The sequence below is a fragment of the Streptomyces sp. NRRL S-31 genome, from assembly GCF_000718775.1.
In the GTDB taxonomy this organism is placed as follows: domain Bacteria; phylum Actinomycetota; class Actinomycetes; order Streptomycetales; family Streptomycetaceae; genus Streptomyces.
Genome location: NZ_JOCB01000073.1, coordinates 30,427 through 45,434 on the forward strand (window position 1 = coordinate 30,427; position 15,008 = coordinate 45,434).

The window sequence follows — 15,008 nt, forward strand, 5'->3', positions numbered from 1 at the left end:
AAGCGTTGACCAGTATGTATCTCGTTCACGCACGACTGCGCCCGCCGGGAGGCGGCGTGCCTCTGCCCCCCGTGGCCGCCGACCTGCTGCGCGCCGCCGCTCGGGCCGAGGACCGGCTTGAGCACATCAGCCTCCAACCGGCCGCCCAGCCCTGCGCGGTGGTCGGACTGTGGCTGCGCGTGGAGTCGTTGCGTGAGGCCGAGCAGGTGGCGGCCGACCTCTGCCTGCGGGCGCTGGCCGACGTGCCCGCATTCGCCGGCTGGTCGCTGCTGGGCGCCGAAGTACCGCTGCTGGCCCCTTCGGGCCACAGCCCCTTCCGGCCTGACATCAGCCCTTCCGAACGTCCTGACCAGGACGGAGATTAGTTCCGGGCCACAGGGCGCGTCACCGCGGGACGTGTCCGAAGAGGTTGTCCGCTGACCTCGGTCCGTGGCCGGTACTTCCGACTCCCCTGACCAGAAGGACGTTTCGTCATGCCCGAACTGCGCCTCGCCGTCGCCGCCGCGGTCGCGACCCTCTCCCTGGGAGGCGTCCTCGCCGTCGCCGGTGCTCACATCGCGCACCCCGCTTCCACCGCCGTCACCGCCCGGGAACAGTCGCCCGCCGTCACCGCCACCGACGAGCAGCCGGCCGGTACCGCGATGGCCACCGACGACATGATCTGGCAGTGAGGCACCACGATGGCATCCTCCGACCCGCCCTCACGCCTGCCCTCCCGACGTTCGCTCCTGCTCGCCGGAGCGGGTGCCGCCGTCGGGGCCGCTCTGCCGCTCGGCGGCAACGCCCGCGCCGCCACGCTCCCCCCGGTTCTGGTCGGCGACCAGAAGGCCCGCAAGGTGCTGTTGCTCGACTCGTCGAGGACCGGCTGGGATCCGGTGGCCGATCCGTCGGTCGTGCGGTGGTCGTTCAGCCCGGACGGCGACTCCCGGTACGCGGACCTCCAGCCGGCCTCCAGCTTCACCTATGTCAGCGAGGTGAAGGCGCGCACGTCGGGCGGCTCCGTACTGCTGCTCGTCACCGCCTCGTACGGCTTCGCGGCCGTGGTCGAGTACCCGACCGGCAACCGTCGCTGGGCCGGTCTGGTCGCCGGCTCCGGACCGGGCGACGACCTCAACCCGCACAGCATCGAGTTGCTGCCGGACGGCAACGTCGCCGTGGCGTGCAGCACCGGCAACGCCGTCCGCGTCTACGCCGCCTCCCAGGGCCCCGCCGCCACCGCCCAGTTCACCACTCCCTTGACCACGGCTCACGGTGTGCACTGGGACTCCGGCGCGAACGTGCTGTGGGCGGTGGGGGGCGGCAAGCTCGCCGCGTACACCCTCGACGGCACCCCGGCGCAGCCCGGCCTCACCGAGAAGACCTCCGCCTCCGTGGACCTCCCGACGCCCGACGGCCACGACGTGGGCACCGTGGCGGGTTCGTCCGACCTGCTGTGGGTGTCCACCGGGTCGGCGCTGTACCAGTACTCGAAGTCGGCGCGCACCTTCACGCCCTACGGCAGTTCGGCCTGCGGCCTGTGGGGCGGTGTGAAGGCCGTGAGCAACTACGGCAGCAGCGTCATCTTCACGATGCCGGACGGCGATCTGAGCCCCGACTGGCTGACCCGCCACGTCCGCAACGCCTCCGGCACCGTCGCCCCGTACACGCTCGCGGACGGCGGCATCTACAAGGCCCGCTGGTGGCAGCCGTAGCCCGCTGATCCGACCCGGCCCCCTCCCTCGTCAGGCCCGTGCCTGGAAATGGAGCGATTCTCCGTGCCCGTACCCGCCGCCCTGCGCAGAGCGTTGCGCAGACCCCTCACGGTCACCGCCACCGCGGCTGTGCTCACCGCCATCGCGCTCCCGGCCGCCCACGCGGCCCAGCCCCCGTCCCACACCGTCACCTACCGGGGCCACCAGTTCACCGTCCCGGCCGGCTGGGACACGGTCGACCTCGACGACGCCCCGCACACCTGCGTCCGCTTCGACCGCCACACCCTGTACTACGGCACCCCCTCCACGGACCAGGACTGCCCCTCCCACCTGGTCGGACGCACCGAGGCACTGCTCGTACAGCCCGCCGGGTCCCGAGGTGTGGACCAGGCGCGCACCGACAGGGCCGCCCACCAACTGGCCGCCGGCGACAGCCAGCTGCGGCTCACCGGCACCTATGACAGCGACCCGGGGCTCATCGAGGACATCGCCGCGGACGCGGGCCTCACGCCCCAGGCCGCCTCCGCGCCCGAGCCCGCGCCCGCCGCGCTCACCGCCGCGTCCGTCTCCGGCGCCAGTACCCACTACACCGGCAAGGGCTTCGACGCCTGCGCCGCGCCCTCGTCGAGCGCCATGAACACCTGGAACAGCTCGTCCCCGTACGGCGCCGTCGGCATCTACATCGGCGGGGCCTACCGCGCCTGCGGCCAGCCCAACCTCACCGCCTCATGGGTCTCCCAACAGGCGGCCGCCGGCTGGCACTTCATGCCGATCTACGTCGGCGTCCAGGCTGCCGGCATCACCTCGCCCACCGCCCAGGGCACCAGCGCGGCCGACGACGCGATCACCCAGGCGGCCTCGCTCGGCTTCCCGGCCGGCTCGGTGCTCTACTACGACATGGAGGCGTACAGCTCCTCCGACTCCTCCGAGGTGCTGAGCCTGCTGTCCGCCTGGACCAAGGAACTCCACGCCCGGGGCTACGACTCCGGCGTCTACAGCAGTTCGAGCTCCGGCATCTCCGACCTGGCGGACCACTACGGCAGCGGCTACCAGATGCCCGACGTCGTCTACGACGCGCTGTGGAACGGCAGCGCCGACACCGGCGACCCGGCCGTCCCGTCCACGCTGTGGGCGAACCACCAGCGCGTCCACCAGTACAGCGGCGGACACACGGAGACCTACGGCGGCGTCTCGATCAACATCGACTCCGACTACCTCGATGTCGCCCCGACCGCCTCCGCCGTCCCGCACGGCACCGTCTGGGACCGAACCCGCGGTTCCTCCGGCACCTGGGCAGCCGGCTCCACCGAGATCGACGACAACGACGCCATCACCGCCGTCGCCTCGGCCGCGCTTCCCGACGGCACCCTGCACACCTTCACGGTGGTTCCCGGCTCCGGCGTCTGGGAGCGTGTGCGCGCCGCCTCGGGGACCTGGGCGGCGAACGCCGTGAAGACGGACGACAACGACAACATCGTCGCCGTGGCCGCCGCCGCGCTCAGGGACGGCACGCTCCACGTCGACGTGGTCGTGAAGAACTCGGGCGTGTGGGACCGCACACGGAACACCGACGGGACCTGGACGGCGGCCACGAAGATCGACGACAACCCGTCCGTCACCCGGATCGCGGCGGCGGGTCTCACCGACGGCAGCCTGCACCTGGAGGCGCTCGTGCCCGGCTCCGGCGTCTGGGAACGGGTGCGCAGCGCCTCCGGCGCGTGGCAGACCTCCGCGACGCAGATCGACACCAACGGGAGCATCACCGCGCTGGCCGCGGTGGCGCTGCCCGACGGCACCCAGCGCATCGAGACCGTCGTGCCCGGCTCGGGCATCTGGGACCGCGTCCGTACCGTCGCGGGCGACTGGCAGGCATCCACCCGTCTCGACACCAACGGCGACATCAGCGCGGTGAGCGCGGCGGCGCTGCCCGACGGGAGCATGACCGTCGACGCGGTCGTACCGGGTTCGGGCGTGTGGGACCGCGCCCGCAGCGCCTCCGGCACCTGGCAGGGCTCCGCCACGAAGATCGACGCCAACGGAGGCGTCTTCGCCGTCCAGTCCTCGGGCCTGCCCGACGGAACCGTGCACCTCCAGACGATCGTCTGAGCACCGTCCCGCCGCAGAAGCCGGGACATCGCGCGAGGGCCCCCGCCGGCCCGGCGTGGACGACGACCTCCGTCTCCGCGCCGACAGCCGACGACGGGCCCTCGCGCCTGTTGTGTCCGGTGCTGCGATCCCAGCGGCCGGTGCCCCCCTGTCCCGAAGGCTCCGGCGGCGGATCAGGCGATGGTGCCGACGTGGAAGGTGCCGTCCGGCAGCCCGGCCGCGTAGGTGGCGATGATGCCGCCGTTGTCATCGATCCGAGTGGCACCGGAGAAGCTCCCGGCCGCGGACATCCTGCGGTCCCAGACGCATCCGTTGACGACGGCCTGGATGTGCATGGTGCCGTCGGACACCGCGCCGGAGGAGACCGTCGCGATGCCGCCGTTGTCGTCGATCTTCGTGGCGGAGGACCACGAGCCGGTGGTGGAGCGGGTGCGGTCCCAGATGTCGCCGTTGACGAGCGCCTGTACGTGCAGTGTGCCGTCGGGCAGGCCGGACGCGGCGAGGTCTTTGATGCCGCCGTTGTCGTCGATCTTCGTCGCGGAGGACCACGAGCCGGAGGCGGAGCGGGTGCGGTCCCAGATGTCACCATCGACCACCGTCAGCACGTGTAGCGTGCCGTCCGGCAGGCTCGCCGAGGCGATCTTCGTGATGGCGCCGTTCTCGTCGATGCCGGCCGCCGACGACCAGGCGCCCGAAGCCGACCGGGTGCGGTCGTACACCTTCCCGTTCACCACGGACTGCACGTGCATCGAGCCGTCCGGCAGGCCGGACGCGGCGATCTCCGTGATCGCCGCGTTGCCGTCGATGTTGGCCGCCGACGACCAGGCGCCCGAAGCCGACCGAGTGCGGTCGTACACCTTCCCCGACGGCGGTGCGGGGTCGGCCGGGAACGGGTCGGCGGTGTCCGCACCCAGGCCCGCCCGCGGACCGCAGAGCGGCCATGCCTGTTCGCCCTGCGCGGCGAGCACCTTCTCACCGATGAGGATCTGCTCGTTCTCGGTGGCCTGGTGGGGATAGGCGGCGTAGGCGCTGCCGCCGTAGGCGTTCCAGGTGCTCAGGGAGAACTGGAGGCCACCGTAGTAACCGTTGCCGGTGTTGATGCTCCAGTTGCCCCCGCTCTCGCAGTCGGCGACCTTCTCCCAGGTGGTGACGGACGCGGCCTCGGCGGTGCCGGGCAGGAGCGCCAGGGTGGCGCCGGCCAGGGACAGCGTGATGAGGGGCAGGCGCGCGGTACTGGATCGAGGCATGGCTACTCCGATGCTGGGAGAACGGGGAGTGCTGTTCCGAAAGGGGGAACCGTCCCTTGCGGAAGCGGCGGGGAACGGCGCGGCGAGGAATCAGGCGAGGGTGCCGGCGCGCACGCCGCCCCCGCCATCGATCCGCCGGGCGCCGGAGAGGCCGCGCAGAGGCGAGGCCGCGCCCACCGCCACCCCCGGGGCACCCAACGGGCGGGAAAGCCTCGGCAGGCCGGGCAGGCGATTCACGGCGTACTCCAGGAGGCGGATCGTTCTGCGGGATTCATCGCTCGCCCCAGCCTGGCGGGGGCCCTCACCCGGGAGAAGGGGGCGCGGTCGGCCGGAACGGGCCCTGGACGGTAAGGGCCAGTGCGAAGCGCCCCGCCCTCACGAGCCGGCGCGGCCGTGCGGTGCCGATCCGCACGCGCGACACCGGCGCAGCGGTGCCCCCGCGGCCTGCCGCCGGTCAGGCCGGTGGGGGATGGCCGCCGGGCAAGCCGCCGCCGACGCGCCCAGCCGAGCCGGTGGACCAGCCCTCGGGGCGCGGCGGTCGGTGACCGCGATGGTCAGGCGTCGGGTCTCTTCGCAGGACAACGGGGCGGGGCCGCAGGCGTGTTCGCCGCCCCGAACCATCGCGAGGAAGACGTGGGCGGGCATCGCGGGGGGACCCGGCGGGGCCGAGAGCGGCAGCAGCGGGCCTGGTGTCGGCGCGATGCCGTTCATCAACGCCACGTCCTCAGCCGTGCGACCGTGAGCGGACGGTGACGGCGTTTCGGGAACGACCCGGAACAGCCCGCGCGTCCGGCTCCGCCGCTCCCGGCTCGACGGTCCGGACGTCCTTCCCGCCGGGCGTGACCGGAACCTGTCCCTTCCGCCCCCCGGTGCGTACACTCCACTGCGAAGTCTGATCTTCCCGGGTCGGAGGACGCGGTATGAGTGCACCTGGGACTCCTCGGCGTGAAGTGGTCACGGCGGCCCCCCGGACCCCCCGCGCCGGTCGCGCACCCACCCGCCCCGTCCGGACGCACGACGAACTCCCCGCCGTCGAGGCCCTCACCCTGCGCTCCCTGATGAGGCGTCAACTCCAGCTCGGGCTCACGGCCTTCGGAGTACTCCTCGCCCTGCTCGGGCCGCTGCCCCTCGCCTTCACCGCCCTGCCGGACCCGGCGACCCGGCCGGGCGGCGCGGTGATCGTCTGGGCCGTCCTCGGCGTCGCCGTCTACCCCCTGCTCGTCCTCGTCGGCCGGTGGTACGTCGTCCGCGCCGAACGCGCCGAGCGGGACGCCGCGGACCTCCTCGGAAGGAGCTGACGGTGACCGGCACACGGCCGCGCGGCCCCCACCGCGCCCCCGGGGCCGCCGGGTGAACCAGACCTACGGCATCGTGGCCGTGACCGCGGCGGTCGTGGCCACCCTGGTGATCGGCTCGGCGGGGCTGCGCGTCTCCCGCACCACGTCCGACTTCTACGTCGCCTCCCGCACCGTCCCGCCGTACCTCAACGCCATGGCCATCGGCGGCGAGTACCTCTCGGCGGCCTCCTTCCTCGGCGTGGCCGGACTGGTCGCCGCGCAGGGCGCCGAGATGCTCTGGTTCCCGGTCGGCTACGCCGCCGGCTACCTCGTCCTGCTCGTGTTCGTCGCCGCCCCGCTGCGCCGCTCCGGCGCCTACACCCTGCCCGACTTCGCCGACTCACGGCTGGGCTCCCGGGCCGCCCGGCGCGTCGCCGGCGTGCTCGTCGTCGGCGTCGGCTGGCTCTACCTGCTGCCCCAGCTCCAGGGCGCGGGCCTGACCCTCGGCCTGGTCACCGGCGCCCCGCGCTGGCTCGGCGGCGTGCTCGTCGCCGTCGTCGTCACCCTCGCCGTGGCCGCCGGCGGCATGCGCGGCATCACCTACGTCCAGGCGTTCCAGTACTGCCTGAAGCTGGCCGCGCTGCTCGTGCCCGCGGTCTTCCTGCTCCTCGCCTGGCGCGGCGATCCGGGCCCCGCCCGCGCCGTGGACGAGCCGCCGACCTTCCGCCGGTACACCCAGGTCACCGTGGAGAGCACCGTACGCGTCCGGATCGAGGCGCCGCTGCGCGCCGGGGCGACCGGTGCCGTGGACGGCGAGGAGTACACCGGCGGACCGCTGGTGCTGGACCCCGGCGTGCACGAGATAGGGGCCGGCACGACCCTCCGGTTCCCGCCCGGGACCCCGGTGCCCGAGCGCGAGCCCGGCGACGGCCGGCCCGGCTCCGCCTCCGGCTGGACGGCACCGCTGTCCGGCGGCAAGGACGAGCACCCGCTCTACACGACGTACGGGCTGATCTGCGCCACCTTCCTCGGCACCATGGGACTGCCGCACGTCCTCGTCCGCTTCTACACCAACCCCGACGGCCGGGCCGCCCGGCGCACCACCGTGATCGTGCTCGCCCTCGTCGGCGGCTTCTACCTGCTGCCGCCCCTCTACGGTCTCCTCGGCCGGCTCTACGCCCCCGACCTGCTGCTCACCGGCAACACCGACGCCGCCGTCCTCGTCCTGCCCGAGCGCCTCCTCGGCGGCCTCGGCGGCGACCTCCTCGGCGCGCTGATCGCGGCCGGCGCCTGCGCCGCCTTCCTCTCCACCGCCTCCGGGCTCACCCTCTCCGTGGCCGGCGTACTCAGCCAGGACGTGCTGCCCTCGCTCGGCGTCCGGCACTTCCGGCTGGCCACGCCGCTGGCAGTCGCCGTGCCGGGCACGGTGAGCGTGGCCGCCGGCGGACTGCCCGTCGCCGACGCCGTGGGGCTCGCCTTCGCCGTGGCCGCCTCCTCCTTCTGCCCGCTGCTGCTGCTCGGCATCTGGTGGCGCGGGCTGACCGCCCCCGGGGCCGTCGCGGGACTGCTCACCGGCGGCGGCAGCGCCCTCGCCGCGGTCGCCCTCACCATCGCCGGGCCCCCGGCCGGCGGCTGGCCGCACGCCCTGCTCGCCTGGCCGGCCGTGTGGTCGGTACCGCTCGGCTTCCTGACCATGATCCTGGTGTCCCTGGCCACCCGGGACCGCGTCCCGCCCGGCACCGAGGCCGCCATGGCCCGCCTCCACCTGCCCGAACGCCCGGCCGACCGGACCGCGCGCCCCGCCCGCCGAGGAGTGACGACCCCATGACGAACCGCCGGCCCGCGCCCCGTACGCCCCACCGCGCCCGCCCGTGAACGGGCTCCCCCTCGTCGCCGCCGGCGCCCCCCTGCTGTTCGTCGCGGGCCTCGCCACCGGACGCCTCCTCGCCCGCCGCGCCGCCCGGGACGCCTCGGACCTCGGCACCCCCGTCGAACGCGCCACCTTCCGCACCCTGCACACCGCCTCCGCCGCCGCGCCCCCGTTGCGCGCCGGGCTCACCGGGGAGGCGGCCCGCAAGGCGGTGCGCCGGCTCCGGCCGCTGTTCGGCACGGCCACGCTCGGCCTCACCGCCGAGGACCGGCTGCTCGCCTGGGAGGGGCCCGGCCGGCACCACGAGGACGCGGTCCTGGAGCGGGTCCGCCAGGTGCTGGACACCGGCCGCACGCAGACCTTCGCGGTCGGCTGCCCGGACCCGGACTGCCCGGTGCGCTGGGGCGCCGCGGCGCCGCTCACCGTCGACCGGCGGGTGCCCGGCGTCCTCGTCGTGCTCGGCGCGCGGGAGTCCGCCCCCGTGGTCCGGGCCACCGAGGAGGTGGCCCGCTGGGTGTCCGTCCAGCTCGAACTCGCCGACCTCGACCGGGCCCGCACCGGCCTGATCGAGGCGGAGATCCGGGCGCTGCGCGCGCAGATCTCCCCGCACTTCGTCTACAACTCCCTGGCGGCGATCGCCTCCTTCGTCCGCACCGACCCGGAACGCGCCCGCGACCTGCTGCTGGAGTTCGCCGACTTCGCCCGCTACTCGTTCCGCCGCCACGGTGAGTTCACCACCCTGGCCGAGGAGCTGCGCTCCGTCGAGCAGTTCCTGGAGCTGGTCCGCGCCCGGTTCGGGCGGCGGCTGGAGGTGACGCTGCGGATCGCCCCCGAGGTGCTGCCCGTGGCGGTCCCCTTCCTGTGCCTCCAGCCCCTGGTGGAGAACGCGGTCAAGCACGGGCTGGAGGAGAGCGTCGAGCGCAGCCGGATCACCCTCACGGCGCAGGACGAGGGGGCGACGGCCCGGATCGTCGTCGAGGACGACGGGGTCGGCATGGAGCCGGACCGGCTGCGCCGCATTCTCAGCGGTGCGGACACCCCGTCGTCGGGCATCGGCCTGCGCAACGTCGACGAGCGGCTGCGCCAGGTCTACGGCGACGAGCACGGGCTGGTGATCGAGACCGGCGTCGGGGCCGGTATGAAGATCACCCTGCGGGTTCCCAAGTACCGGCCCGGGGTGCACAGCGCGCCGCCGCGCACGGCGGCGCGGGACACCGGTGGGTCAGGGCGCCCCGGCCGCTGACGTCCGCGTGCGCTGCCGCCGGGCCGCCATCACCGCGTAGACGATGATCCCGGCGAACAGGAACAGCACGCCCTGGTACACCGCCGCGTAGCCGGCGCCCGCCATCAGCCAGACCGAGAAGACGGCGGCGACCGCGGTGACCACGCAGTCCCGTACCAGCCGCGCCCGGTCAACCGACTCGCTCCGGCCGGCCACCAGGTGGAAGATCTGCGCGGCGGCGGCCAGCAGGTACGGCACGGTCGCGGTGAACGTGGTGACGAGGACCAGGACCTCGAAGACCCGGCCCGAGCCGGAGGAGTAGTTGTAGACGGTGAGCAGCGAGGCGAGGACGACCGTCACGCCGACCCCGACCGTCGGCACGCCCCGGCGGCGGCGCGTGAAGGCGCTCGGGAACAGGCCGTCGCGCGCCGCCGCGTACGGCGTCTGCGCGCTCAGCAGGGTCCAGCCGTTGAGGCAGCCGGTCATCGACACCAGCGCGGCGAGCGCCACCGCCGTACCGCCCCAGCCGCCCCCGAACATCGTGTTCACGGCGTCCGAGAACGGCGCGGTGGAGGCCACCAGACGGTCGTGCGGGACCGTGCCGAACACGGACAGCGTGCCCAGCAGGTACACCAGCGCGGCGCCCGCGGTGCCGATGACGGTGGCGCGGCCCACGTTGCGGCGGGCGTCTCGGACCTCGCCCGCGCTGACGGCGGCGGACTCCACCCCGAGGTAGGAGAAGAGCAGCAGGGCGGCGGAGGCGGACACCGCGCCGATCGCGCCCTGGCCGCTGGAGTTGAACGGGCCGAGCCGGTCCGGGTCGAAGAAGAACAGCCCGCCGACCGCGACGAGCAGCAGCGGTACGAACTTCAGCACCGTGGACACCAGTTGGACGGCGCCCACGTACCGGGTGCCGGCGAAGTTGGCCAGCGCCGGCAGCCACTGGAGGGCCAGCGCGGCCAGACAGGCGGTCCAGCGGTGGCCGCCCACCGGGATCAGCACGTCGAGGTAGCCGACGGCGGCGACGGCGAGCGCGGCGTTCGACACCCAGGTGGTGATCCAGTACGACCAGGCGGCGAGGAAGCCCGCGAAGTCGCCGAACGCCTCGCGGGCATAGACGTAGGGGCCGCCGGTGCGCGGGTCCCGGGCGGCGAGCCGGCCGAAGACCAGGGCGAGCGCGATCGCGCCGACGGTCAGCACCCCGAAGGCGACCAGGCTCACGGTGCCGTACGGGGCGATGGAGGCGGGCAGCAGGAAGATGCCGCCGCCGATGATGTTGCCCATGACCAGCGCGGTGGCGACGGGGAGCCCGAAGCTCCGGGCGTGCTTGCTGCCGGGGCGGAGTTCCGCGCCGGGTGCGGCGGGGGACTCCGAGGGGGCCGGAGCCGGCTGCGGGGCGGTTCCGGTGACGTGCATGGGTGGTGCGCCTCTCAACGAACAGCTGTCCCAGGGTGCCGGGACGCAGCCATGGTCGGGGATGCCCCGGTCTGGCGCAAAATCGCCGTTCCTTGTCCGGTATCGCCTCCCGGAACAGGGAAAAACTGAGGTGAGAGGCCCTGTGGGCAGCGAGATGTGCGGTGCCGTGCGCCCGCCGGCGGTCAGTCCCCGGCGGCCCACAGGCCGCGGACATGGCCGAGGTGCCGGGTCATGACCGCGTGCACGGCCTTGCCGTCGCGTTCCAGCAGGGCGTCCAGCAGTTCCAGGTGCTCCTCGGCGGAGGCGAGCAGCCGGCCCGCCTCCACCAGCGCGGTCAGCCCGTACAGCCGGGAGCGCTTGCGCAGGTCGGCGACCACCTCGACCAGGTGGGCGTTGCCCGCGAGGGCGAGCAGACCGAGGTGGAAGCGGTTGTCGGCCTCGACGTAGGCGATCAGGTCGCCCGCCGCCGCGGCGGCGACGATCTCCCGGGCCGCCGGGCGCAGCGCCTCCAGCGAGACCCGGTCGGCGGTGCCGGCCAGGTCCACCACCGTCGGGATCTCGATGAGCGCGCGGACGTGCGTGTACTCGTCCAGCTGCCGGTCGGAGACGACGGTGACCCGGAAGCCCTTGTTGGGCACGGTGTCGACCAGCCCCTCCTTGGCCAGGTCGAGCATCGCCTCCCGCACCGGCGTCGCCGAGACCCCGAAGCGGGCGGCCAGCGAGGGCGCCGAGTAGACCTCGCCCGGCCGCAGCTCGCCCGCGGTCAGCGCGGCGCGCAGGGCGTCCGCGACCCGCTCGCGGTAGCTGCGCCGTCCGCCGAGCCGGGGGAGCGCGGGCGTCTCCGCCCCCGCGGTGTCCTGTGCCATGTCACGCATCACCGGGGTGAGTCTAGAGGACGAACCCCGCCGGGAACGGGTCGGTGGGGTCCAGCAGGTACTGCGCGGTGCCCGTGATCCACGCGCGGCCGGTGAAGCTGGGCAGCACCGCGGGCGTCCCGGCGACCTCCGCGGTGCCCAGCAGCCGCCCGGTGAAGCGGGTGCCGATGAAGGACTCGTTCACGAACTCGGTGCCCAGCGGCAGCTCGCCCCGCGCGTGCAGCTGGGCCATGCGGGCACTGGTGCCGGTGCCGCACGGGGAGCGGTCGAACCAGCCCGGGTGGATGACCATCGCGTGGCGGGAGTGCCGGGCCGTGGCGCCCGGCGCGAGCAGGTGGACGTGGTGGCAGCCGCGGATCGAGGGGTCCTCCGGATGCACCGGCGCCCCCTGCGCGTCGATCGCCCGCATCAGGGCGAGCCCCGCCGCCAGGATGTCGTCCTTGCGGGCCCGGTCGAAGGGCAACCCGAAGGCGTCCAGTGGCGCGATCGCGTAGAAGTTGCCGCCGTAGGCGAGGTCGTAGGTGACCGTGCGGCCGTCGGGCAGGGTGACCCGCCGGTCCAGGCCGACGGCGAACGAGGGGACGTTGCGCAGCGTCACGTCGCGCGCCGCGCCGTTCTCCACCGCGACCTCCGCGACCACCACCCCCGCCGGGGTGTCGAGCCGGATGGTGGTCACCGGCTCCACGACCTCCACCATGCCGGTCTCGACCAGCACGGTGGCCACCCCGATCGTGCCGTGCCCGCACATCGGCAGATAGCCGGAGACCTCGATGTAGATCACGCCCCAGTCGCAGTCGGGGCGGGCCGGCGGCTGGAGGATCGCGCCGCTCATCGCGGCGTGGCCGCGCGGTTCGTCCATCAGCAGCCGTCTGACGTGGTCGCGGTGGTCCCGGAAGTACAGCCGCCGTTCGTTCATCGTCGCGCCGGGGACGGTGCCGATCCCGCCGGTGACCACACGGGTCGGCATGCCCTCGGTGTGCGAGTCGACGGCGTGCAGGACGAGCTTGCTGCGCATGTTCCGGCCTCCTTGTCGGCCTTGCCGGCCGCTTCAGTCTCGTCCGTGTCCGACGAGACTGACGGCCATGGCCTTCTCCGTCGCCGCGCGGACCGCGGCCTCCCGCTCCGGCGGCAGCGGGACGCGCGGCGGGCGCACCGGGCCGCCGTACCGCCCGACGATGTCCATGGACAACTTGATCGCCTGCACGAACTCCACCCGCGAGTCCCAGCGCAGCAGCGGGTGCAGCAGCCGGTACAGGGGGAGCGCGGTGCCGAGGTCGCCGGCCGTGGCGGCACGGTACAGCTCCGCCGAGGCGTGGGGGAGCGCGTTGGGGTAGCCGGCCACCCAGCCCTTGGCGCCGGCCACCGCCAGCTCCAGCAGCACGTCGTCGGCGCCGGCCAGCAGGTCCAGCCCGGGGGCGAGTTCGGCGATCCGGTAGGCGCGGCGGACGTCGCCGGAGAACTCCTTGACCGCGTGCACCAGCCCCTCGCCGTGCAGCCGGGCGAGCAGCTCGGGCACCAGGTCGACCTTGGTGTCGACGGGGTTGTTGTACGCCACCACCGGCAGGCCCGCCTTCGCGACCTCGGCGTAGTGGGCGAGGACGGACCGGTCGTCGGCGCGGTAGGCGTTGGGCGGCAGCAGCATGACCGAGGCGCAGCCGGCCTCGCCGGCCTGTTCGGCCCAGCGCCGGGCCTCGGCGCTGCCGTAGGCGGCGACACCCGGCATCACCCGCTCGCCGCCGACCGCCGCCACGGCGGTCTCCACCACCCGGGCCCGCTCCTCGGGGCCGAGCACCTGGTACTCGCCGAGCGAGCCGTTCGGTACGACGCCGTCGCAGCCGCCCGCGACGAGCCAGGCGCAGTGCTCGGCGTAGCGGTCGTAGTCGACCGAGAGGTCGGCGCGCAGCGGGAGGGCGGTGGCCACGAGGAGGCCGCGCCAGGGACGGTTCGGTGCGTCGGACATGATTCCCCTTTGGTAGGGTGTGACATATCACTGATCGGTGTCTTCGGCGGTGTCTTCGGCGGGGTCCGTCACGGGCAGCGCGGCCAGGACGCCGAGCGGGACCGGCCGCGCGAACGGCCTGCGTCCGGCGCCGGGCGGGCACCCGGTCAGCCCCGCCACCGCGGGCCCGCACATCCGGCCCTGGCACCAGCCCATCCCGGCCCGGGTCAGCAGCTTCACGGTCCGCGGGTCCCCGGCGCCGAGCGCGACGGCGTCGCGCACCTCCCCGGCGGTCACCTCCTCGCAGCGGCACACCACCGTGTCGTCCGGCAGCCGGTCCGCCCAGCCCGCCGGCGGGGCGTACACCGCGTCGAGGACCGCGGCGAACTCCCGCGCCCGGGCCCGCGCCCGGGCGGCGGCGGCCCAGCCGCGCGGATCCGGGGCGGTGCCGGACAGCCGCGCGGCGGCCGAGCACCCGGCGACGTGCCCCTCGGCGAGCGCCGCGGCCGCGCCGCCGACCCCGGTGCTCTCCCCGGCGGCCCAGACGCCGGGGACATCGGTGCGCTGTTCGTCGTCGACCCGGACGGCGGTGCCGGACAGGGCGCAGCCGAGGGCCTCGGCGAGGTCGGTGTGCGGCAGCAGGCCGTGCCCCACGGCGAGCGTGTCGCAGCGCAGCCGGCGGGCGGTGCCGGGCCGCGGGTGCCCGTCCCGGCCGAGCGCGGCCACCGTCACCGCCGTCACCCGGTCGGTGCCGTGCGCCGCCACGACGGTGTGCCGGGGCAGGACGCGCACGCCGTGCCGCAGCAGCCGGGCCGCGTACCCGGCGCCCTCGGCGAGCTTGCCGGGCTGGGCGGCCAGGGCGGCCAGGGCGGACACCCGCAGCGGCAGCGCGGCCGGACCGGCCGACTCCACCAGCGCGGCGACCCGGGCACCGGCCGCGGCGAGCCCGGTGGCCACCGGCAGCAGCAGCGGCCCGGTCCCGGCCACCACGGCCGTGCGCCCGGGCAGCACCAGGCCGCCCTTGAGCATCGCCTGCGCGCCGCCCGCGGTGACCACCCCGGGCAGCGTCCAGCCCGGGAAGGGCAGCACCCGCTCGAAGCCGCCGGTGGCGAGCAGCACGGCGTCGGCGCGGACGGTGACGCCCTCCTCCTCGGCGGGGCCGCGCAGGGCGTGCACCGCGAACGCCCCGGAGGCGGGGTCCCGCGCCACGCACCACACGTGGTGTTCCGCCAGGTGGGTGATCCGGCCGGCCGCCCGGTGCCGGTCGAGGCCGGCCCGCAGCCGCTCCCAGGCGCGCTCCCCGTGGCGCGGGGCCCGGGGCCGGCGGGCGCCGAGGGCGGCGGCGGGCTGCCGGTGGAACTGGCC

The 15,008-nt window shown here is 74.7% G+C and carries 13 protein-coding genes; 7 read left to right on the plus strand and 6 right to left on the minus strand.

Going from position 1 to position 15,008, the window contains the following annotated elements; translation table 11 throughout:
* Positions 1-56 precede the first annotated feature (56 nt).
* From IF37_RS0125955 to IF37_RS45265, 4 genes are all read left to right on the plus strand, one after another.
* Entirely contained in the window at positions 57-365 is a 309-nt protein-coding gene (locus tag IF37_RS0125955) for a hypothetical protein (RefSeq protein ID WP_253915849.1), read from the plus strand.
* 108 nt (positions 366-473) lie between these two features.
* A complete protein-coding gene (locus tag IF37_RS0125960; protein WP_030747233.1) occupies positions 474-671 on the plus strand; it encodes a hypothetical protein in 198 nt (65 codons plus the stop codon).
* A 9-nt stretch (positions 672-680) separates the two neighbouring features.
* Positions 681-1,691, plus strand: coding sequence for a DUF6528 family protein (locus IF37_RS0125965; protein WP_030747236.1), 1,011 nt, complete (start codon positions 681-683; stop codon positions 1,689-1,691).
* A gap of 63 nt (positions 1,692-1,754) precedes the next feature.
* Entirely contained in the window at positions 1,755-3,797 is a 2,043-nt protein-coding gene (locus IF37_RS45265) for a glycoside hydrolase domain-containing protein (RefSeq protein WP_253915850.1), read from the plus strand.
* Between the two features lie 173 nt (positions 3,798-3,970).
* On the opposite strand, the gene IF37_RS43810 is transcribed toward IF37_RS45265, so the two are convergent.
* Positions 3,971-5,044 carry a transglycosylase family protein gene (locus tag IF37_RS43810; protein WP_052845375.1) on the minus strand — a complete coding sequence of 358 codons (1,074 nt, stop codon included), beginning with the start codon at positions 5,042-5,044 and terminating at the stop codon, positions 3,971-3,973.
* 920 nt (positions 5,045-5,964) lie between these two features.
* Between IF37_RS43810 and IF37_RS45020 the strand changes: the two genes are divergently transcribed.
* From IF37_RS45020 to IF37_RS0125995, 3 genes are all read left to right on the plus strand, one after another.
* Positions 5,965-6,342: a hypothetical protein gene (locus IF37_RS45020; protein ID WP_030747242.1), complete on the plus strand. Its 378-nt coding sequence runs from the start codon at positions 5,965-5,967 to the stop codon at positions 6,340-6,342.
* A 52-nt stretch (positions 6,343-6,394) separates the two neighbouring features.
* A complete protein-coding gene (locus IF37_RS0125990) occupies positions 6,395-8,149 on the plus strand; it encodes a cation acetate symporter (protein ID WP_030747245.1) in 1,755 nt (584 codons plus the stop codon).
* A gap of 82 nt (positions 8,150-8,231) precedes the next feature.
* Positions 8,232-9,434, plus strand: coding sequence for a sensor histidine kinase (locus IF37_RS0125995; RefSeq protein ID WP_253915851.1), 1,203 nt, complete (start codon positions 8,232-8,234; stop codon positions 9,432-9,434).
* Here the strand turns inward: IF37_RS0125995 and IF37_RS0126000 are convergent.
* From IF37_RS0126000 to IF37_RS0126020, 5 genes are all read right to left on the minus strand, one after another.
* Entirely contained in the window at positions 9,414-10,829 is a 1,416-nt protein-coding gene (locus IF37_RS0126000) for an amino acid permease (protein ID WP_030747251.1), read from the minus strand. The two genes, IF37_RS0125995 and IF37_RS0126000, sit on opposite strands and share 21 nt — an antisense overlap.
* 182 nt (positions 10,830-11,011) lie before the next feature.
* On the minus strand, positions 11,012-11,704 hold the full coding sequence (locus tag IF37_RS0126005; protein ID WP_106981853.1) for a GntR family transcriptional regulator: 693 nt from the start codon (positions 11,702-11,704) through the stop codon (positions 11,012-11,014).
* A gap of 13 nt (positions 11,705-11,717) precedes the next feature.
* Complete coding sequence (locus IF37_RS0126010; protein ID WP_030747257.1) at positions 11,718-12,719, minus strand: proline racemase family protein; 1,002 nt, start codon at positions 12,717-12,719, stop codon at positions 11,718-11,720.
* A gap of 33 nt (positions 12,720-12,752) precedes the next feature.
* Positions 12,753-13,664 (minus strand): dihydrodipicolinate synthase family protein, encoded by a 912-nt coding sequence (locus tag IF37_RS0126015; protein WP_030747270.1) that lies wholly within the window; start codon positions 13,662-13,664, stop codon positions 12,753-12,755.
* A 27-nt stretch (positions 13,665-13,691) separates the two neighbouring features.
* The coding region (locus IF37_RS0126020; RefSeq protein WP_037857046.1) for an NAD(P)/FAD-dependent oxidoreductase at positions 13,692-15,008 on the minus strand (1,317 nt) is incomplete at its 5' end.

What these genes read in the sequence shown, in the direction of transcription:
- IF37_RS0125960 (WP_030747233.1), top strand. Translation starts at nt 474, where the DNA reads ATGCCCGAACTGCGCCTCGCCGTCGCCGCCGCGGTCGCGACCCTCTCC.
- IF37_RS0125965 (WP_030747236.1), top strand. Translation starts at nt 681, where the DNA reads ATGGCATCCTCCGACCCGCCCTCACGCCTGCCCTCCCGACGTTCGCTC.
- IF37_RS43810 (WP_052845375.1), bottom strand. Translation starts at nt 5,044, where the DNA reads ATGCCTCGATCCAGTACCGCGCGCCTGCCCCTCATCACGCTGTCCCTG.
- IF37_RS45020 (WP_030747242.1), top strand. Translation starts at nt 5,965, where the DNA reads ATGAGTGCACCTGGGACTCCTCGGCGTGAAGTGGTCACGGCGGCCCCC.
- IF37_RS0126000 (WP_030747251.1), bottom strand. Translation starts at nt 10,829, where the DNA reads ATGCACGTCACCGGAACCGCCCCGCAGCCGGCTCCGGCCCCCTCGGAG.
- IF37_RS0126005 (WP_106981853.1), bottom strand. Translation starts at nt 11,704, where the DNA reads ATGCGTGACATGGCACAGGACACCGCGGGGGCGGAGACGCCCGCGCTC.
- IF37_RS0126010 (WP_030747257.1), bottom strand. Translation starts at nt 12,719, where the DNA reads ATGCGCAGCAAGCTCGTCCTGCACGCCGTCGACTCGCACACCGAGGGC.
- IF37_RS0126015 (WP_030747270.1), bottom strand. Translation starts at nt 13,664, where the DNA reads ATGTCCGACGCACCGAACCGTCCCTGGCGCGGCCTCCTCGTGGCCACC.